Origin of the sequence: Pseudomonas sp. RA_5y_Pfl1_P24 (assembly GCF_963970945.1) — a bacterium.
Classification (GTDB): Bacteria; Pseudomonadota; Gammaproteobacteria; order Pseudomonadales; family Pseudomonadaceae; genus Aquipseudomonas; species Aquipseudomonas tritici.
Window position 1 is genome coordinate 1 of the sequence record NZ_CAXAOJ010000017.1, and the last position, 16,821, is coordinate 16,821.

Annotated in this window: 16 protein-coding genes and 1 pseudogene; 1 reads left to right on the forward strand and 16 read right to left on the reverse strand. The window is 60.5% G+C overall.

Annotated elements, in window-relative coordinates:
• Positions 1 to 347: pseudogene (locus AACY30_RS23820) on the forward strand (IS4 family transposase); the annotation flags it as partial.
• Between the two features lie 13 nt (positions 348 to 360).
• On the opposite strand, the gene AACY30_RS23825 reads toward AACY30_RS23820, so the two are convergent.
• The 16 genes from AACY30_RS23825 to AACY30_RS23900 form a co-directional block, all read right to left on the reverse strand.
• Positions 361 to 555 carry a hypothetical protein gene (locus tag AACY30_RS23825; RefSeq protein ID WP_339418185.1) on the reverse strand — a complete coding sequence of 65 codons (195 nt, stop codon included), beginning with the start codon at positions 553 to 555 and terminating at the stop codon, positions 361 to 363.
• A 202-nt stretch (positions 556 to 757) separates the two neighbouring features.
• A complete protein-coding gene (locus AACY30_RS23830; protein WP_339541211.1) occupies positions 758 to 1,057 on the reverse strand; it encodes a hypothetical protein in 300 nt (99 codons plus the stop codon).
• 204 nt (positions 1,058 to 1,261) lie between these two features.
• Complete coding sequence (locus AACY30_RS23835; protein ID WP_017738324.1) at positions 1,262 to 1,588, reverse strand: hypothetical protein; 327 nt, start codon at positions 1,586 to 1,588, stop codon at positions 1,262 to 1,264.
• Entirely contained in the window at positions 1,585 to 2,490 is a 906-nt protein-coding gene (locus tag AACY30_RS23840) for an alpha/beta hydrolase (RefSeq protein WP_339469445.1), read from the reverse strand. Before AACY30_RS23840 ends, AACY30_RS23835 begins: the two co-directional genes overlap by 4 nt.
• Before the next feature lie 162 nt (positions 2,491 to 2,652).
• Positions 2,653 to 3,930, reverse strand: a complete 1,278-nt coding sequence (locus tag AACY30_RS23845) for a flavohemoglobin expression-modulating QEGLA motif protein (RefSeq protein ID WP_339469444.1) — start codon at positions 3,928 to 3,930, stop codon at positions 2,653 to 2,655.
• A 21-nt stretch (positions 3,931 to 3,951) separates the two neighbouring features.
• Positions 3,952 to 4,512, reverse strand: a complete 561-nt coding sequence (locus tag AACY30_RS23850; protein WP_339541212.1) for a hypothetical protein — start codon at positions 4,510 to 4,512, stop codon at positions 3,952 to 3,954.
• 146 nt (positions 4,513 to 4,658) lie between these two features.
• On the reverse strand, positions 4,659 to 5,375 hold the full coding sequence (locus AACY30_RS23855) for a TetR/AcrR family transcriptional regulator (protein ID WP_339469442.1): 717 nt from the start codon (positions 5,373 to 5,375) through the stop codon (positions 4,659 to 4,661).
• A 106-nt stretch (positions 5,376 to 5,481) separates the two neighbouring features.
• Positions 5,482 to 6,981: a lysine--tRNA ligase gene (lysS, locus tag AACY30_RS23860; protein ID WP_339418191.1), complete on the reverse strand. Its 1,500-nt coding sequence runs from the start codon at positions 6,979 to 6,981 to the stop codon at positions 5,482 to 5,484.
• Positions 6,982 to 7,059: 78 nt separating this feature from the next.
• Positions 7,060 to 8,155, reverse strand: a protein-coding gene (gene prfB, locus AACY30_RS23865; protein ID WP_139113184.1) for a peptide chain release factor 2 whose coding sequence is annotated in 2 segments (ribosomal slippage) — positions 7,060 to 8,082 and positions 8,084 to 8,155 — 1,095 coding nt in all. Because the reading frame shifts where the segments join, the coding sequence is not laid out codon by codon here.
• 236 nt (positions 8,156 to 8,391) lie between these two features.
• A complete protein-coding gene (locus tag AACY30_RS23870) occupies positions 8,392 to 9,393 on the reverse strand; it encodes a PleD family two-component system response regulator (RefSeq protein ID WP_339418193.1) in 1,002 nt (333 codons plus the stop codon).
• 52 nt (positions 9,394 to 9,445) lie between these two features.
• Positions 9,446 to 10,456 (reverse strand): chemotaxis response regulator protein-glutamate methylesterase, encoded by a 1,011-nt coding sequence (locus tag AACY30_RS23875; RefSeq protein ID WP_339541213.1) that lies wholly within the window; start codon positions 10,454 to 10,456, stop codon positions 9,446 to 9,448.
• Positions 10,453 to 12,720 (reverse strand): hybrid sensor histidine kinase/response regulator, encoded by a 2,268-nt coding sequence (locus AACY30_RS23880; RefSeq protein WP_339469438.1) that lies wholly within the window; start codon positions 12,718 to 12,720, stop codon positions 10,453 to 10,455. The genes AACY30_RS23875 and AACY30_RS23880 overlap by 4 nt, the downstream gene beginning before the upstream one ends.
• Positions 12,717 to 13,418 carry a chemotaxis protein CheW gene (locus AACY30_RS23885; RefSeq protein WP_339469437.1) on the reverse strand — a complete coding sequence of 234 codons (702 nt, stop codon included), beginning with the start codon at positions 13,416 to 13,418 and terminating at the stop codon, positions 12,717 to 12,719. Before AACY30_RS23885 ends, AACY30_RS23880 begins: the two co-directional genes overlap by 4 nt.
• Positions 13,415 to 14,674 carry a CheR family methyltransferase gene (locus AACY30_RS23890; RefSeq protein ID WP_339469435.1) on the reverse strand — a complete coding sequence of 420 codons (1,260 nt, stop codon included), beginning with the start codon at positions 14,672 to 14,674 and terminating at the stop codon, positions 13,415 to 13,417. The genes AACY30_RS23885 and AACY30_RS23890 overlap by 4 nt, the downstream gene beginning before the upstream one ends.
• Positions 14,671 to 15,183: a chemotaxis protein CheW gene (locus tag AACY30_RS23895; RefSeq protein ID WP_339469434.1), complete on the reverse strand. Its 513-nt coding sequence runs from the start codon at positions 15,181 to 15,183 to the stop codon at positions 14,671 to 14,673. Before AACY30_RS23895 ends, AACY30_RS23890 begins: the two co-directional genes overlap by 4 nt.
• A complete protein-coding gene (locus AACY30_RS23900) occupies positions 15,183 to 16,805 on the reverse strand; it encodes a methyl-accepting chemotaxis protein (protein WP_339541214.1) in 1,623 nt (540 codons plus the stop codon). The genes AACY30_RS23895 and AACY30_RS23900 overlap by 1 nt, the downstream gene beginning before the upstream one ends.
• Positions 16,806 to 16,821: the final 16 nt, after the last annotated feature.

Sequence of the window (16,821 nt, forward strand, 5' to 3'; positions counted from 1 at the left end):
ACGCAATGACCTTACGCAGCAAGAAGATCGACTTGGTGTATCAGGAGGTCTGGGGCTTGTTGCTTGCCTACAACGTGATTCGCCGCGAAGCGAGTCAAGCCGCAATGGCTTTTGGTCGAGCGCCGTCGGATATCCGGTTCAAGCCAGCCTACCAATACATCGCCGTTCAGTTGATCGTGATGGCAGCGGCTAACCCAATTTCAGCAACGGGAAGACGATTGGCTGAGCTAAGGGCGGGTGTTGGAGGGATGTTTCTGAACCACCGTCCAAGGCCTTCGAGACCCAGGACGGTGAAGGTATCAAAGACCCGGTTTCCGGTGGATCGTAAGGCTGCTCCGCTTAAGTGAACAGCATTACACCTCACGGTGGGTTTTTTTTCGGCTCGTCAAACTGAATGGTGCGATTCGTATCCTCGGCTGGCATTTCAATCTTTGCGCTGGCCGGCTCATCCATCCGTTGATCGCGCTTGTACCTGCGAGCGGCTTCCTGTTCCAGCGCCACATGCTGTCTTGCCATGGCCAACATGTTTTCCAATACAGGAATATGTATTTTCATCCTCGACCCAATCTGAGTAGGTTGCACCATTTTATGTGGGAGTTTGAGTCGAAACGGTTCCAGACATTTCCTCCGCGAGTGTCCCCGGCAACGGCGTGAGCTGCCGCGCCACACGTTACACCGCCCGCTCCGTTGCTGGTTGTCGGTTTGAATCAACATGAAAAAACCGCCCGATAGAGGCGGTTTTTTGAGGGAGCGCGAATTAAACGCCGACTTTGCCTGAGCCCTGTGTCTGCGGCATTTGGATTTGGCCCTGACTGCCCGCCTGACCATCTTGTGCGCCTTGATCGCCTTGCGCGCCCTGGGCACCCTGAGACTTTTGTGCCAGCAGCTTCTCCAGCAGTTTCATCAGTTCATCGAGGCCACCTCCGCCCTCGCTACCCTGACCGCCTTTAGCACCTTGTGCCTGCATGTCTTTGATTTTGTTTTGAACGTCTCGAATCTGCTGATCGAGGCCTTGGTTTGATTGGGCGCCCCCGGCAACATTGGCACCAGGGCCCATGCTCCCTACGCCCGACACTCCGTTTATACCCACCATATATGCTCACTCCAGACTAATGAAAAAATGGGCCGATCAGCATTGCCAATCAGCCCATAATCTGTGGTGAGCGCGCCAGACTGGTTCCGGCCGGCTGAACGCCTGACAGGCGTTAAATCATTAATCGGTACGTAAAATGGAGCTTTCCCACAGCGCTGAAAACAGCGTTCACTGCTGCAATTGCGGGGTTTCTTGCCCCATGCATCGCACGGCCTGCTTCTTGTTGTTCACCAGCACACCGCTGAGGCCTTTCTGCTCGGTGTCGAACATCACCAGCACGCCATCCACGCATTGCGCCACTTGCGCGGCCGGGGTCAGGGAGATCTTGTAGTCCTCGCCGGGCACGGTCTTGAGCATGGTGAAATCGCTGAGCAGCAGCGCATCTTCGGGTTTGGCAAAGTGCAGGTAACCGTAGAACCACAGGCAACCGACGGTACCGATGATAGTGCCAATACCGGTGAGGATCAGCGGGATCATATTGCGTTCTTCGCTCATTGCGGGCTCTCTGATGAATCCACTTTTGGAGTGGGATAGTTCGGAATTTCGCCCAGGCGGCGTAGGCCGTTGAAGTGCCGCGGGTCGTCCAGGTAGCGCAGCATCACGGTTTGCCAGGTTTTGTCGGCAAAGGTTTGCACATGGCCGCCCCGGGTTAACTGCAGCACCCTTGGCGGCGGCGCGGCCTGGTACAGGCGGATGCCATTGGCCACTGGCACAACCGGGTCATCCAGACTGTGAAACAACAGTTTCGGCACACCCGTCAACTGAGGCATGGCGCGGATAGCACTGTCGGCGTCCGGTACCAGCCAGGACAGGGGCACTTGAAACGGCCATGTTAACCAGGAGGTACTTAGGGCGAATTGTCCTACGTCACGATAACTGGCGGGCACGCCGTCCAGCACCAGCGCCTTGAGCCGGGATTGGCGTTCCGGGTGGGCTGCCAGGTAGTGAACCGCCAGCGCGCCACCCAGGCTTTGGCCCAGAACGATCAGCGGCTGGCCCTGGGTTTCGGGTGCCTTGTCGATCCAGCGGAACGCCGCATCAACATCCTGATAGACCGCGGGTAAAGATGGCTTGCCTTCCGACAGCCCATAACCGCGATAGTCCAGCAGCAGCACTTGGTAACCCTGCTCAGGCAACCACCAACTGCCGCCCAGGTGCCAGGCCAGGTTGCCGCCGTTGCCGTGCAAATGCAGCACCGTACCCTTGAGCGGCACACCGGGCTTGGCCGGTAGCCACCAGGCGTGCAGCTTCACGCCGTCGGCGGTGGTCAAGGTGACGTCGCGGTATTGCAGGTGGGCTTTTTCCGGTGTGAAAGGCAGGCCGGGCTCGGGGTAGAACAGCAGGGAGCTGCAGCCGTTCAAAGTGAGTAGCAGGCACAAAATGCCGAGGATTCTCATCCGTTGAAGCCTCGCTGGAAGGTTGTACTCATTTCTCAAGAACAAATGAGATCAAATGTGGGTGCTGGGTTGCCTGCGATAACGGTGTATCAGTCACAGGTGTTTTCACTGAATGACCGCCATCGCAGGCAACCCAGCTCGCACATGTCTGGTGCGGTTTCTTCAAAGGATATTCGAATAATCCGCCTCAATCCGATCCAGGCTCAAATGGTTGAGGAAGTTGGAAAAGCACATCCATGCCGCCAGTGCATTCATGTCGCGGAACTGCTCCGGCAGGTACTTGGGCGGCACCACGAGGCCTTCGTCGACCAGCTGACGCAGGGTGCGCATGTCTTCCAGGGTGGTCTTGCCGCAGAACAGCAGCGGCACTTGCTCCAGCTTGCCTTTACGCACGGCGAGCTGAATGTAGTTGTAGACCATGATAAAGCCCTTGAGGTAGGACAGATCCTTGGTAAACGGCAGACCGTTCGGCACCGAGCCACGGAATACGCGACTGGCGTTGCCATAGCTTTCGCCCATCTCAAAGCCTTGCTCGCGGAAGAACTCAAACACCTGCAGGAAGTCGGCGCCCTCCTCCACCATGTGAATGGCACGGGTGCGGTTGGTCAGTTTGCGCAGGCGGCTCGGGTAGGAGGCAAAGGTGATGATTTCCATCAGGATCGCCAGGCCTTCCTGGGTCACGGTGGAGGACGGCGGGCCCTTGGAGAGGAACGTGCAGATCGGTTGGTTCTGCCCGTTTAGCGTGGTGCCAACATGCACCAGGCCTTCATGCACTTCCAGGGCCCGCACGTCGCGGTCATTGAACATCGCGTCGGCGCGGATCTTGATGTAGTCGGCGCCCGCCGCGGCGTCAGCGACAATACCGTCGGACTCAAACACGCGAATAGTCTCTTCGGCCTCGCCAAATACCTTGTTCAGGCGTGTTTGCAGCAGCGCCACGGCGTCCTTGGCGGTGAGGGTCTTGGCTTCATCCTTCAAATCGCCACGGCCGTCGATGTTGTTCAGATAGTCAGAAAGCATCAGGCCCAGGTCCGCCAGGGTAGGGTCGCCCGCGTGGAACGCATCGGAGGCGGCGCCGTACAGTTCCTGGGATATCAGGCCGAAATCCTCGGTACCGCGCGCTTCAAGCATGCGCACCACCATGCGATATTCCCGGCACATGCGGCGCATGATCTGCCCCACGGGGCTGAACTGGCCGAGGCGACGGGTAATGTCGCGCTCGATGTTCTGAAACTCCAGCTTTACCGCGCTGGAGTCGAACGTCAGTGGCCGATTCAGGTAATAGTCGCGGTCCACGGCGGGCATTTCCTTGCCCTTGGCCTTGAGGAATCCCTGACGAATGTTGTCGTCCCACTTCACGGCGTCGAGGACGCGAATCGGTGTCTGCGCCAGCACAATGCGATCAGACAAGGTGCGTATCGTCTGCTGGTAATCGTCCACCCGGTGCTTCCTCTTTAAACGTTATTTGCCCGTGCGCTGGTAGCGCACGGCTTCCACGAATACATCGGCGTTGGCCGGGTCATCCAGGTAGGCAAACACTTGGTCCATGGGGCTGTCGACCACTACGCCATCGCCTTCGACGGTTTCCACAGTACTGCCGTGCAACGTCTTTTGGCCTATCGCTTGGTGGATCTGCTCAAGGTCCAGGTTATAGACCACCAATTCATGTTTTTCGCCGCTCTTACCCTCAAAGTCAAACCCCGCCAGGATGAAATGCCCGCCCAGTTTGGCCGGCAACGGCGCCGACAAGTACCAGCGGCTACCATGCCGGGACACAGTAAACAGGTACTCATCACGCAGGCCCGGCTTGGCTGTAGGGTAGCTCACGGCTTTATAACGGTGGTCACCCACGCGAGTGATGTGCAGGTTGAGCGGCTCGCCCCAGGCGTTTTTGCTCGACCATTTCCCCAGCAGGGCCGGCGGCGCGGCCTCATGGGCCGGCAGCGGGTCCTTGAATGTCACCAGGCAACCGCTGAGCAGCAGGAACGACAAGGCAATTACCGCGATTCGCCAGGCTTTCATCGTGTACTCCACTGAATATCGTGCATGGCACCCGTTTATGTGGGAGCTGGCTTGCCTGCAATGGCATCAACCAACCGTGCCTGATTTACCGAGTTGTCTGCAGCGCAGGCAAGCCAGCGCCCACATAAAGCAGCGTCGACTTATGACTACACCGAGGCCAACACCAAATGCATGTAACGCTTGAGAATTTCAAGCATCTCTTCACCGGTCAGAGGCTCTGCGCCGCTCAGCAGGCCCTGATATTCCATCCGACTGATTATCGCCGTCAACACTTTGGCATCCTGTTGCGGCTCGCGGGAGCCCAGTACCTGGAAAAACTGCTCAGTGCCCTGCAACAGAATCTGCTGATGGGAACGCACCAGCTCTGCCAGCCGCGGATTCAGCAGCGCTTCCTGGCGAAAGGCCTGCTCGGCCATCAGGTGCTCACGGCGGTTGGTCAGTTGGCGCAACACGTAGTCAGCGGTCAAACGCGCAATATCATCGGCCAGCTGCGAGCGCGACTGTGGGCTGCCATCGCCATAGGCGACCATTTCGCGCAGCAGGCCCTCGTTACGTACCCACAGCTTGCCCATGAACGCGGCACTGCGTTCGACGTATTGAGCGAAGGTATCGGTGAGCAAGTCGTCGATATCCTTGAAATAGTAGGTGGTGGCCGACAACGGCACCCCCGCCTCTGCCGCGACTGCACGATGGCGCACGGCCCGTACGCCATCACGCACCACGATGCGCATCGCCGCATCGAGAATGTCTTGCCTGCGTTGCTCACTGCCTCGGCGACTGGCCTTACGGCCCTGGTACTGGACACTTTCAGCCACGGCAGCAGCAATGCCGGCGGCGCCTTCTTGAGCCATTACGCGGTTCACGACACACATCCTTGAATAGATCAAAACCTGGCGCTGTTTGCTTGACGCTTATAAACGCCGCATAAAAAAGCCGCCTTATAAAAGGCGGCTCTGGATTTCGCTAAGGTTACGCTTGTGGCCGCATGTGCGGGAACAGGATCACATCGCGGATCGACGGCGAGTTAGTCAACAGCATCACCAGGCGGTCGATGCCGATCCCTTCACCGGCGGTTGGCGGCATGCCGTATTCCAGGGCGCGCACGAAGTCGGCATCGTAGTGCATGGCTTCGTCGTCGCCGGCGTCCTTGTCGGCCACCTGGGCCATGAAACGCTCGGCCTGGTCTTCCGCGTCGTTCAACTCGGAGTAGGCGTTGGCGATTTCGCGGCCGCCGATGAACAATTCGAAACGGTCGGTGACGTTCGGGTTGTCATCGTTGCGACGGGCGAGCGGCGATACTTCGAACGGGTACTGGGTAATGAAGTGCGGCTGTTCCAGCTTGTGCTCCACCAACTCCTCGAAAATCATCACCTGCAATTTGCCCAGGCCTTCGAAGCCCAACACTTTTGCGCCGGCTTTCTTGGCAATGGCGCGGGCCTTGTCGATGTCGGTCAGGTCGTCAGCGGTCAACTCGGGGTTGTACTTGAGGATCGAATCGAACACCGACAGGCGCACGAACGGTTCGCCAAAGTGGAACACCTTGTCGCCGTACGGCACGTCAGTGCTGCCCAGGACCAACTGCGCCAGTTCGCGGAACAGTTCTTCAGTCAGGTCCATGTTGTCTTCGTAATCGGCGTAGGCCTGGTAGAACTCCAACATGGTGAATTCTGGGTTGTGACGCGTCGAAACGCCTTCGTTACGGAAGTTGCGGTTGATCTCGAACACTTTCTCAAACCCGCCAACCACAAGGCGCTTGAGGTATAGCTCAGGCGCGATACGCAGGAACATTTCCAGGTCCAGCGCGTTGTGGTGGGTTTCAAACGGCTTGGCTGCAGCACCACCGGGGATGGTTTGCAGCATCGGGGTTTCCACTTCCAGGAAGTCACGCTGCATCAAGAAGCTGCGGATGTGCGCGATGACTTGCGAACGCACGCGGAAGGTGTGGCGCACGTCTTCGTTGACGATCAGGTCAACATAGCGCTGGCGGTAGCGCTGCTCGGTGTCGGTGAGGCCGTGGTGCTTGTCCGGCAGCGGGCGCAGGGATTTGGTCAGCAGGCGTACGCTGGTCATTTCAACGTACAGGTCGCCCTTACCGGAACGGGCCAGGGTACCTTCGGCGGCGATGATGTCGCCCATGTCCCAGGTTTTCACCGAGGCCAGGGTATCTTCAGGCAGGGTCTTGCGGTTGACGTAGACCTGGATGCGACCGGTCATGTCCTGGATCACCATGAACGAGCCGCGGTTGAGCATGATGCGACCTGCCACCTTGACCGGGATCGCCGCTTCCGCCAGCTCTTCCTTGGTCTTGTCCGCGTATTGCTTCTGCAAGGCATCGCAGTAGTTTTCGCGGCGGAAGTCGTTGGGGAAGGCATTGCCCTTGGCGCGCTCGGCAGCCAGCTTTTCCTTGCGCAGGGCGATCAGGGAGTTTTCTTCCTGTTGCAGGGCTTGGTCGAGTTGTTGGTCGCTCATGTCTTTAAATATTCCATCAGGTTCGTTGCCCCCGGCCTGCGGCCGGGGATCGCCGGCGTGCCGGCTCCTAAAAAGGGGTTACAGGCCTGACTTCAGGCTGGCTTCCAGGTATTCGTCGATATCACCGTCGAGCACCTTGTCGCAGTCGCTGCGTTCGATGTTAGTGCGCAAATCCTTGATCCGCGACGCATCAAGCACATAAGAACGGATCTGGTGACCCCAGCCGATATCCGACTTGGTGTCTTCCAGCGCCTGGGAAGCGGCGTTGCGCTTCTGCATTTCCTGCTCGTACAACTTGGCCCGCAGCATTTTCATGGCGGTGTCCTTGTTCGCGTGCTGGGAGCGTTCGTTCTGGCAGCTGACCACGGTGTTGGTCGGTACGTGGGTAATACGTACGGCCGAGTCGGTGGTGTTCACGTGCTGGCCACCGGCACCGGAGGAGCGGTAGGTATCGATGCGCAGGTCGGCCGGGTTGATCTCGATTTCGACCTTGTCGTCGATCTCTGGCGAGACGAAAACAGCAGAGAACGAGGTGTGGCGACGGTTGCCGGAGTCAAACGGGCTCTTGCGCACCAGGCGGTGGACGCCGATCTCGGTCCGCAGCCAGCCAAAGGCGTATTCGCCCTTGATGTGTACGGTCGCGCCCTTGATACCAGCGACTTCACCGGCGGACAGTTCCATGATGGTCGCTTCGAAACCGCGCTTGTCAGCCCAGCGCAGGTACATGCGCAGCAGGATGTTGGCCCAGTCCTGTGCCTCGGTGCCGCCGGAACCGGCCTGGATGTCCAGGTAGGCGTTGTTCGGGTCCATTTCGTGGCTGAACATGCGACGGAATTCAAGCTTGGCGAGGTTGTCCTCGAGACGGGCCAGCTCGGCGACGACATCGCCCACTGCGCCTTCGTCGTTTTCTTCGACGGCCATGTCCAGCAGGTCACGGCAATCGGCCAGACCGGTGTTCAGCTCGTCGAGGGTATCGACGATCTGCGCCAGCGCAGCGCGCTCGCGGCCCAGTTCCTGGGCGTATTCAGGTTTGTTCCAGACAGCAGGATCTTCAAGCTCGCGATTGACTTCGGTCAGACGCTCATGCTTTTGATCGTAGTCAAAGATACCCCCGAATAGTTTCGGAGCGCTCGGACAGGTCCTTGATGGTGTTAAGGATCGGGTTGATTTCCATGGCGGGCAGCACTCGTTGGCGAACTTTTGAAAGCCGGCGAGTATAACGGCAAACGTCCGGAAACGGCAGTCCGCTTGGCCGAAAAGGCGGGGTTTGTAGGCTATCGACAGAACAATGGAGATCAAATGTGGGAGCTGGCTTGCCTGCGATTGCGGTTCGTCAGTTACCACATCTGTATCTGATACACCGCTATCGCAGGCAAGCCAGCTCCCACAGGGGTTTTACGGTGCTTCGAATTATTCAATCCCCACCTGATTGCGCCCATTATGCTTGGCCGTATACAACCCCTTGTCCGCCGCCATGATCAACTGTCGGCAGTCCGTGCCCTGCACCGGTGTCATGGTCGACAGGCCGATGCTGATGGTCAGGCTCGCCCCCTCAGCCGGCGCTATGTGTGGGATTTTCAGCGCAGCAACGGCCATGCGTAGCTTTTCAGCCACCAGGCGTGCGCCGCCCGGCGAGGTGTTCGGCAGTACCAAGGCGAACTCTTCACCGCCGTAGCGCGCCGGCAGGTCCGAGGGGCGACTGCTGGCTTCGCGGATGGTGTCGGCGACCTTGCGCAAGGCTTCGTCGCCTTCGACGTGGCCGAAGCTGTCGTTGTAGGTCTTGAAAAAATCCACGTCGATCATCAGCAGCGACAGTTGCGTCTGGTCGCGCATGGCACGACGCCATTCCAGTTCCAGGTATTCGTCGAAGTGGCGGCGGTTGGACAGCCCGGTGAGGCCGTCGGAGTTCATCAAGCGTTGCAGCACCAGATTGGTGTCCAGCAGTTGCTGCTGGCTGACTCGCAGGGCTCGATAAGCAGCGTCCCGTTGCAACAAGGTCATGTAGGAGCGCGAGTGATAGCGGATGCGCGCAACCAGTTCGATATTGTCCGGCAGCTTGACCAGGTAGTCGTTGGCCCCGGCCGAAAACGCCGCGCTCTTGATCAGCGGGTCTTCCTTGGTGGAAAGCACGATGATCGGAATGTTTTGCGTGGCCGGGTGGTTGCGGTATTCGCGCACCAGCGTCAGGCCGTCGAGGCCAGGCATCACCAAGTCTTGCAGGATGACGGTCGGTTTGATGCGGATCGCTTGGGCAATCGCCTGGTGCGGGTCGGCGCAGAAGTGGAAGTCGATGTTTTCTTCATGAGCCAGGCCACGTCGCACGGCTTCGCCGATCATGGCCTGGTCGTCGACAAGCAACACCATGGCTGCATTTTCATCGGTCTTGATGTCGTCGATCTGTAAATCATTCATGTGCAATCACCTGAATTACTTTCCTGCTGGCCAGCACCCTGGAGGGTCTTGATCATTTTGCGAAGACCTCCAGTAATCGGGGCGCAATTGTGTCCAGTGGGCGAATTTCAACAGCAGCATCAATCGCCGCCGCCGCTTTGGGCATGCCATACACCGCCGAGCTCTGCTGATCCTGGGCGATGGTTAGATAACCTTGTTCACGCAGCAACTTGAGGCCTTGGGCCCCGTCGCGCCCCATACCAGTCAGCAATACGCCAACGGCGTCACCATTCCAGTGGCTAGCCACGCTTTCGAAAAACACGTCGATCGACGGCCGGTAAATCTCGTTCACTGGCTCTGCGGTATAGGCTAGCGTGCCATTCTTCAACAGACGAATATGGTGGTTGGTGCCGGCCAGCAGCACGACACCGCTTTGCGGTGGCTCACCCTCGCGGGCCAGGCGCACCGGCAGGCCAGAGGCGCTGCTCAGCCACTCGGCCATGCCGGCGGCAAACACCTGGTCAACATGCTGCACCAGTACGATGGCGGCGGGAAAGTCTTGAGGCAAACCCTTGAGCAGGATTTCCAGGGCCGCCGGGCCACCTGCCGAGGACCCGATAGCCACCAGACTCTGGCGCGTGCCGGTGGCGCGCGGTGGGGCGGCGTCGGCACGCAGGCGGCTACCACGCTGGCCGATCAACCAGCCGATATTGAAGATCTTGCGCAGCAGCGGCGCTGCGGCATCCTTGGGCTTGCCTACGCCCAGCGGCGGCGTGTCCACCACATCCAGGGCGCCATGGCCCATGGCTTCGAACACGCGGCTGACATTGGCCTGGCGGTCGACGGTGACGATAACGATGGCACACGGGGTCTCGGCCATGATCTGCCGAGTGGCTTCCACACCGTCCATTACAGGCATGATCAAGTCCATCAGGATCAGATCCGGGGTCAGCTCAGCGCAGCGCTGCACCGCTTCCAGGCCATTGGCTGCCACCCACACAACCTGGTGAGCAGGTTCGAAACTCAAGGCACGGCGAAGGGCCTCAACCGCGAGGGGCATGTCATTGACGATTGCGATCCTCATGCGCGCGCGCCTCCGATCAGTTCCACCACCGCGTCCAGCAACGCGTCATCATGGAAACTGGCTTTGGCTAAATAATAGTCGGCGCCGGCATCCAGTCCACGACGCCGGTCTTCTTCGCGATCCTTGTAGGACACCACCATCACCGGCAACGATTGCAGGCGACTGTCACGGCGCAAGAGTGTGACCAATTCAATACCGTCCATGCGAGGCATATCAATGTCTGTGATCAGCAGGTCGAAGTCTTCGGAACGCAGGGCATTCCAGCCGTCCATGCCATCGACCGCGACGGCCACTTCATAACCACGATTAAGTAACAATTTGCGTTGCAGCTCACGCACGGTCAGCGAGTCATCCACCACCAGCACCCGTTTACGCGGCGCCTCGGTGGTTTGTTGGCTGCGCCGGGCAATACGTTCCAAACGCCCGGTGTTGAGCAACTTGTCCACCGAACGCAGCATGTCTTCAACGTCGACGATCAACACCACCGAGCCGTCGTCGAGCAAGGCGCCGGCGGAGATGTCCTGGACCTTGCCCAGGCGATCATCCAGCGGCAACACCACCAGCGTACGCTCGCCGATAAAACGCTCCACGGCAATCCCGTACACGGCATCGCGCTCGCGGATCACCACCACTTTCAACGTGTCTGACTGACTCTGCCCCGCCGGGCGCTGCAACAACTGGCTGGCGGCGACCAGGCCGACATGCCGGCCCTCGTGCCAGAAATGCTGGCGGCCTTCGAGTTGCACAATATCGTCGGGCGCCAGGTCGCACATGCGCTCGATATGGGCCAGCGGGAACGCGTAGGCTTCTTCGCCGACCTCCACCACCAGGCTGCGCACCACCGACAAGGTCAACGGCACTTCCAGGTGGAAACGACTGCCCCGCCCCGCCGCCTGCTCCAGCACCACCGCACCCCGCAGTTGGCGGACCAGGTGTTGCACCGCATCCAGGCCGACCCCGCGCCCGGACACTTCGGTGACCTTGTCGCGCAGGCTGAACCCCGGCAGGAACAGGAACGTCAGCAGCTCTTCTTCGCTCAGGCGCAGGGCGGTTTCAACAGGCGACAGATGGCGGTCGACGATGGTGCCGCGCAAGCGCTCCAGGTCGACGCCATTGCCGTCGTCGCTCAACTCCAGTACCAACAAACCGGCCTGATGGGACGCGCGCAGGCGGATCAGGCCTTCAGCCGGCTTGCCCGCGAGCAGGCGTTGCTCAGGCATTTCGATGCCGTGGTCAACGGCATTGCGCAATAAATGGGTGAGTGGCGCCTCGAGCTTTTCCAGCACGTCGCGGTCGACCTGGGTCTTTTCACCCTCGATCTCCAGGCGCACCTGCTTGCCCAGGCTGCGGCCAAGGTCGCGCACCATGCGCACCTGCCCAGCGAGGACATCGGCAAACGGTCGCATACGGCAGGCCAGGGCGGTGTCATACAGCACTTGGGCACGCTGCCCGGCCTGCCAGCCGAACTCGTCCAGCTCGGCATGTTTTTCCGCCAGCAAGGCCTGGGCTTCGCTCAACAAGCGGCGGGTGTCGGCCAAGGCTTCCTGGGCTTCGAGGTTAAAACCCACGGTTTTGAGCTGGCCGTCCAACGTGTCGAGGGCGCGCACGCTTTGGCTTTGAATGCGTTTGAGGCGCTGCAAGCTGGCCAGGTAGGGCTTGAGCCGCTGGGTTTCCACTAGGGATTTGCTCGACAGGTCGAGCAAGCTGTTCAAGCGCTCGGCGGTCACCCGCAGTACGCGCTCGCCGCCTTCGGTCATGCGTTTGTTCTGGCGCGGCGACTCGGCGGCAATCGGCGGAGCGGGCTCGGGTTCCGGCGGCAGTTCTTCAACGAGCGGCTCCGGCGCTGGCGGCGGCGTAGCCTTGACCGGCGCCTGGGACGGGTCCAGCAGGCGCTCCATCAACGCCACATAAGCTTCGATGTCGGCCGGCCCCACGTCATTGCCCGGCGTGGCGATGCGCATCAGCAGATCAGTGCCTTGCAGCAGCGCATCAATATGTTCGGGTTGCAGGTACAGACGGCTTTCCTGGGCGCTGACCAGGCAATCCTCCATGACGTGGGACACGCTGACCCCGGCGTCCACCCCAACGATGCGCGCGGCGCCCTTGAGCGAGTGCGCCGCGCGCATGCACGCTTCAAGCTGGTCAGCCTGGGTCGGGTTGCGTTCCAGGGCCAGCAGGCCCGCACTGAGTACCTGGGTCTGCGCATCAGCTTCCAGGCTGAACAGTTCCAGCAGCGAGGCGTCGCGCATCTGGTCGGGGGTCATGTGAGGCTCCGGGTCACGGCGGACAACAATTGCGCCTCGTCCAGCCAACGCAGGCTGCGGCCTTTCCACTGCAACACTCCCTGGGTAAAGCGGCCGCTCGCCTGGGTGCCGGAGGCCGATGCGGCCTTCAGGGTGCGCTCATCGATAGCATGGATACCGTCGACTTCATCCACCGGCACCACCACCGGGCCATCCTGGGCGGCGATGATCAACATGCGCGGCATGATGCGCCCACCGCTGGCGCTCTGGGTGGTGGCGTCCAGGCCCAGCAACTCCACCAGCGACAGGCACGCCACCAGCGCGCCGCGCACGTTGGCCACGCCAAGCAAGGCGCGGGAGCGTTGGTGTGGCAGGGAGTGAATCGGTTGCAACGGCGCCACTTCCACCAGGCAACGGGTGGCAATGCCCAGCCATTCTTCGCCGAGGCGGAACATCAGCAGGGAATGCGTGACCACCTCCTCGCCCAATTCGACCGCGTTGTACGCGCGATGCGCGTCCTGCTGCAATGCGTAGCGATCCAGCAATCGCGTGGCTGCCGCCGAATACACCGAGCAATTGCGGCAATGGATATGGTCCGCCAGCAACGGGCAGGACTTGTCGCCATGGATGCCGATGCGGTTCCAACAGTCATCGATGGCCTGGGTGTCAGCCAGGGTCAGGTCCAGGCCTGCGGTGTCGAGCGCCTCGGTGTTATTCATCGCTTGGACTCACTGTCAGCTCGCTCGCTCCGCGCGGCGCGCGCCTGCAAGCGGCGCGCCCCCGCGCTGTCACCCTGGGACTCAAGCAACGCGGCCAGGTGCATCAAGGCCTGCGGGTGCTGGGGTTCCAGGTACAAGGCTTTTCGATAATAGCCCTGGGCCTCCAGGGCACTGCCGGCCACGTCGCTGAGCAGCCCCAGCCAGTAGAACACTTGGGCGGCCGGCGGATGGTTGTTCAGGTATTGCTCGCAAGCGGCGCGGGCATCAAGACTTTTGCCTTCGTTGGCCAACGTGGCGATCCGACTGAGCAGATCAGCCGCGTCGGGATGCGCCATCTTGATTGGCATCACTTGGGCGCTGACCGTGCTGAACGGCCGCGGTTTGGTAGGAATCGGTGCGGCACTGCGCCGCGGGATGGGCACGGCGATAGGCACAAACACCGGCTCCGGCGTGACCGGCGCAGCCTGCCGACTGAACGCAAAGGACTGCGGCACACCAATCGAACGCATGCCATGGCGCCCCAGCAGGCTGCCCTCGGCCGGGCCGATAAACAGCACGCCGTCCTCATGGGTCAGGCCCTTGAGTACAGCAAACACTTGCTTCTGGGTCGGCTGGTCGAAATAGATCAGCAGGTTGCGACAGAACACAAAGTCGTAGCTCGCCTCATTGACCAGCAGCGCCGGGTCAAGCAGGTTGCCGACTTGCAGGCGCACCTGTTCGCGCACGCGGTCGGCGATGTGGTAGCCGTCGCCGAATTCGGTGAAATGTCGGTCGCGAAACGCCAGATCGCCGCCGCGAAACGAGTTCTTGCCATACACCCCGCGTCGCGCGCGCTCAACCGACAGTGGGCTGACATCCAAGCCCAGCACCTTGAACTGGTGCGGCGCCAAACCGGCATCCAGCAGCGCCATGGCAATCGAATAAGGTTCTTCGCCGGTGGAGCACGGCAGGCTGAGGATGCGCAGTGCGCGCATTTGCTTGATGTCGAGCAGGCGGGCCTTGGCCAGGCGGGCCAGGGTTGCAAAGGATTCGGGGTAACGGAAAAACCAGGTCTCGGGGACGATTACCGCCTCGATCAGCGCCTGCTTTTCATCCTCGCAGCTTTGCAGGTGCTGCCAGTATTCGCCGGCCCCTTGGGCATTGACGGCCTGGCTGCGTTGGCGCACCGCACGCTCGATAATGGCTTCGCCCACAGACGCGACGTCCAGGCCGATGCGCTCTTTCAGGAAGGCAAAAAAACGCGGGTCGTGGCTCATACGCTCGGCTCTGCAGAAAACAGCAAGGCGCGCACTTCGTCGGTGAGCAATTCGTTAACCCCAATCCACTGCATCAAACCCAAGGTGTCTTCACGCACCAGCCCCAGGTACGGCGCCTCGCGGTTATCCAGGCCATAAGGTTTGAAGTCGCCAAGGTCGCAACGCAGGGTGTCGGTGGCTTGTTCCAGGATCAGCCCCAGCCAACGCGCTTGAACCCAAGACTGCGGTTGATAATTGACCAGCACCAGGCGCGTGCTGGTGCGCGCCTGGGCCGGCGTGCCGAAGGCCAGGGCGCTGAGGTCGATGACCGGCACCAGCGCGCCACGATGGGCAAAAATGCCCGACACCCACTGCGGTGCATGGGCAATCGGTTTGAGTGGCAGGCGCGGCAGTACCTCGGCGACTTCCGTGGCCCTGAGGGCAAAACGCTCGTCGCCGATGTGGAACACCAGGAACAACGCCTTTTTCGCTGCCGGGACGGCACCGTGTTTAGCCGCGTGATCGCTCATCAGACTTTGAAACGCGACACGCCGCTGCGCAGACCGACCGCAACCTGGCTCAGCTCATCAATGGCAAAGCTGGCCTGGCGCAGCGAGTCGACAGTCTGGCTGCTGGCATCGCCCAGTTGCACCAGCGCGTGGTTGATCTGCTCGGCACCGGTAGCCTGGGCCTGCATGCCTTCGTTGACCATCAACACCCGCGGCGCCAGCGCCTGTACCTGATGGATGATCTGCGACAGCTGCTCGCCCACTTGCTGCACTTCAAACATGCCGCGACGTACTTCTTCGGAGAACTTGTCCATGCCCATCACACCTGCGGACACCGCCGACTGGATCTCGCGCACCATCTGCTCGATGTCGTAGGTGGCCACGGCGGTCTGATCGGCAAGGCGGCGAACTTCGGTGGCAACCACGGCAAAACCGCGACCGTATTCACCGGCCTTCTCGGCCTCGATGGCCGCGTTGAGCGACAGCAGGTTGGTCTGGTCAGCGACCTTGACGATGGTCACCACCACCTGATTGATGTTGCCGGCCTTCTCATTGAGGATCGCCAGCTTGGCGTTCACCAGGTCGGCGGCGCCCATCACCGAGTGCATGGTTTCTTCCATGCGCGCCAGGCCTTGCTGGCCGGACCCGGCGGCGACCGACGCCTGGTCGGCAGCGGTGGACACTTCGGTCATGGTGCGCACCAGGTCCTTGGACGTGGCAGCGATTTCGCGGGACGTGGCGCCGATCTCATTGGTAGTCGCAGCGGTTTCAGTGGCGGTGGCCTGTTGCTGCTTGGACGTGGCGGCAATCTCGGTGACCGAGGTGGTCACCTGCACCGACGAGCGCTGGGCCTGGGACACGAGGCCGGTGAGCTCGGTCATCATGTCGTTAAAGCCAGTCTCTACCGCACCGAATTCGTCCTTGCGCTCCAGGTTCAGGCGTTTGCTCAGGTCACCGGTGCGCATGGTTTCAAGGATCTCGACGATGCGCTGCATCGGCGCCATGATCGCGCGCATCAGCAGCAGGCCACACAGGCCAGCGGCAAGGATGGCGATTAGCAGCGACACGGCCATGCTGATCTTGGCCGACAGGACTGCCTCGTCGATCGCCGCCGTGGCACGGTCAGACACGTTCTTGTTTTCAGTGATGATGTCGTTGAGTTTCATGCGCCCTTCAGTCCAGATAGGCGTCAATTGCTCCTCGACCAATACGCTCGCCCCTGGCAGGTCGTTGGCTTCGATGCGCGCCAGCACCTGGGCGAGGACTTTGTTGTACGTCGTGTGCGCCGCCTTGAAGTTATCGAATTCCATGCGGTCAGCCTGGTTATGAATGGTTTTTTCATAGTTAGCCATCTGCTGTTCGATACGCGCTTCGAAGGACTTGTAGTGCGACCTATCGTTGTTGCTGAGCGTTTTTCCGTCGCGCAGACCAATGATATCGACGGTTTCAAGGTAGCTGTCGACCCACGCGCTGCGGATCATCGAGCTGAGGTAAACGCCCGGTACCGCGTCGTCACGCACCACCTCCTGGCTGGTTTCGATCTTCAGCAACCGTGAGTAGGAGACCACAACCATTAACAGCATGATGGCGATAATGACCGCAAAGCTTGCCAAGATCCGTTGGCGCAAGGTCCAGTTCTTCACAGTAATTCCTCGAAGG

Excerpts from the sequence above, each read along its gene's own strand:
- AACY30_RS23870 (WP_339418193.1), bottom strand. The coding sequence starts at position 9,393 with ATGAATGATTTACAGATCGACGACATCAAGACCGATGAAAATGCAGCC.
- AACY30_RS23885 (WP_339469437.1), bottom strand. The coding sequence starts at position 13,418 with ATGAATAACACCGAGGCGCTCGACACCGCAGGCCTGGACCTGACCCTG.
- lysS (WP_339418191.1), bottom strand. The coding sequence starts at position 6,981 with ATGAGCGACCAACAACTCGACCAAGCCCTGCAACAGGAAGAAAACTCC.
- AACY30_RS23880 (WP_339469438.1), bottom strand. The coding sequence starts at position 12,720 with ATGACCCCCGACCAGATGCGCGACGCCTCGCTGCTGGAACTGTTCAGC.
- AACY30_RS23890 (WP_339469435.1), bottom strand. The coding sequence starts at position 14,674 with ATGAGCCACGACCCGCGTTTTTTTGCCTTCCTGAAAGAGCGCATCGGC.
- AACY30_RS23895 (WP_339469434.1), bottom strand. The coding sequence starts at position 15,183 with ATGAGCGATCACGCGGCTAAACACGGTGCCGTCCCGGCAGCGAAAAAG.
- AACY30_RS23830 (WP_339541211.1), bottom strand. The coding sequence starts at position 1,057 with ATGGGCCCTGGTGCCAATGTTGCCGGGGGCGCCCAATCAAACCAAGGC.
- AACY30_RS23840 (WP_339469445.1), bottom strand. The coding sequence starts at position 2,490 with ATGAGAATCCTCGGCATTTTGTGCCTGCTACTCACTTTGAACGGCTGC.
- AACY30_RS23835 (WP_017738324.1), bottom strand. The coding sequence starts at position 1,588 with ATGAGCGAAGAACGCAATATGATCCCGCTGATCCTCACCGGTATTGGC.
- AACY30_RS23850 (WP_339541212.1), bottom strand. The coding sequence starts at position 4,512 with ATGAAAGCCTGGCGAATCGCGGTAATTGCCTTGTCGTTCCTGCTGCTC.
- AACY30_RS23825 (WP_339418185.1), bottom strand. The coding sequence starts at position 555 with ATGAAAATACATATTCCTGTATTGGAAAACATGTTGGCCATGGCAAGA.
- AACY30_RS23875 (WP_339541213.1), bottom strand. The coding sequence starts at position 10,456 with ATGAGGATCGCAATCGTCAATGACATGCCCCTCGCGGTTGAGGCCCTT.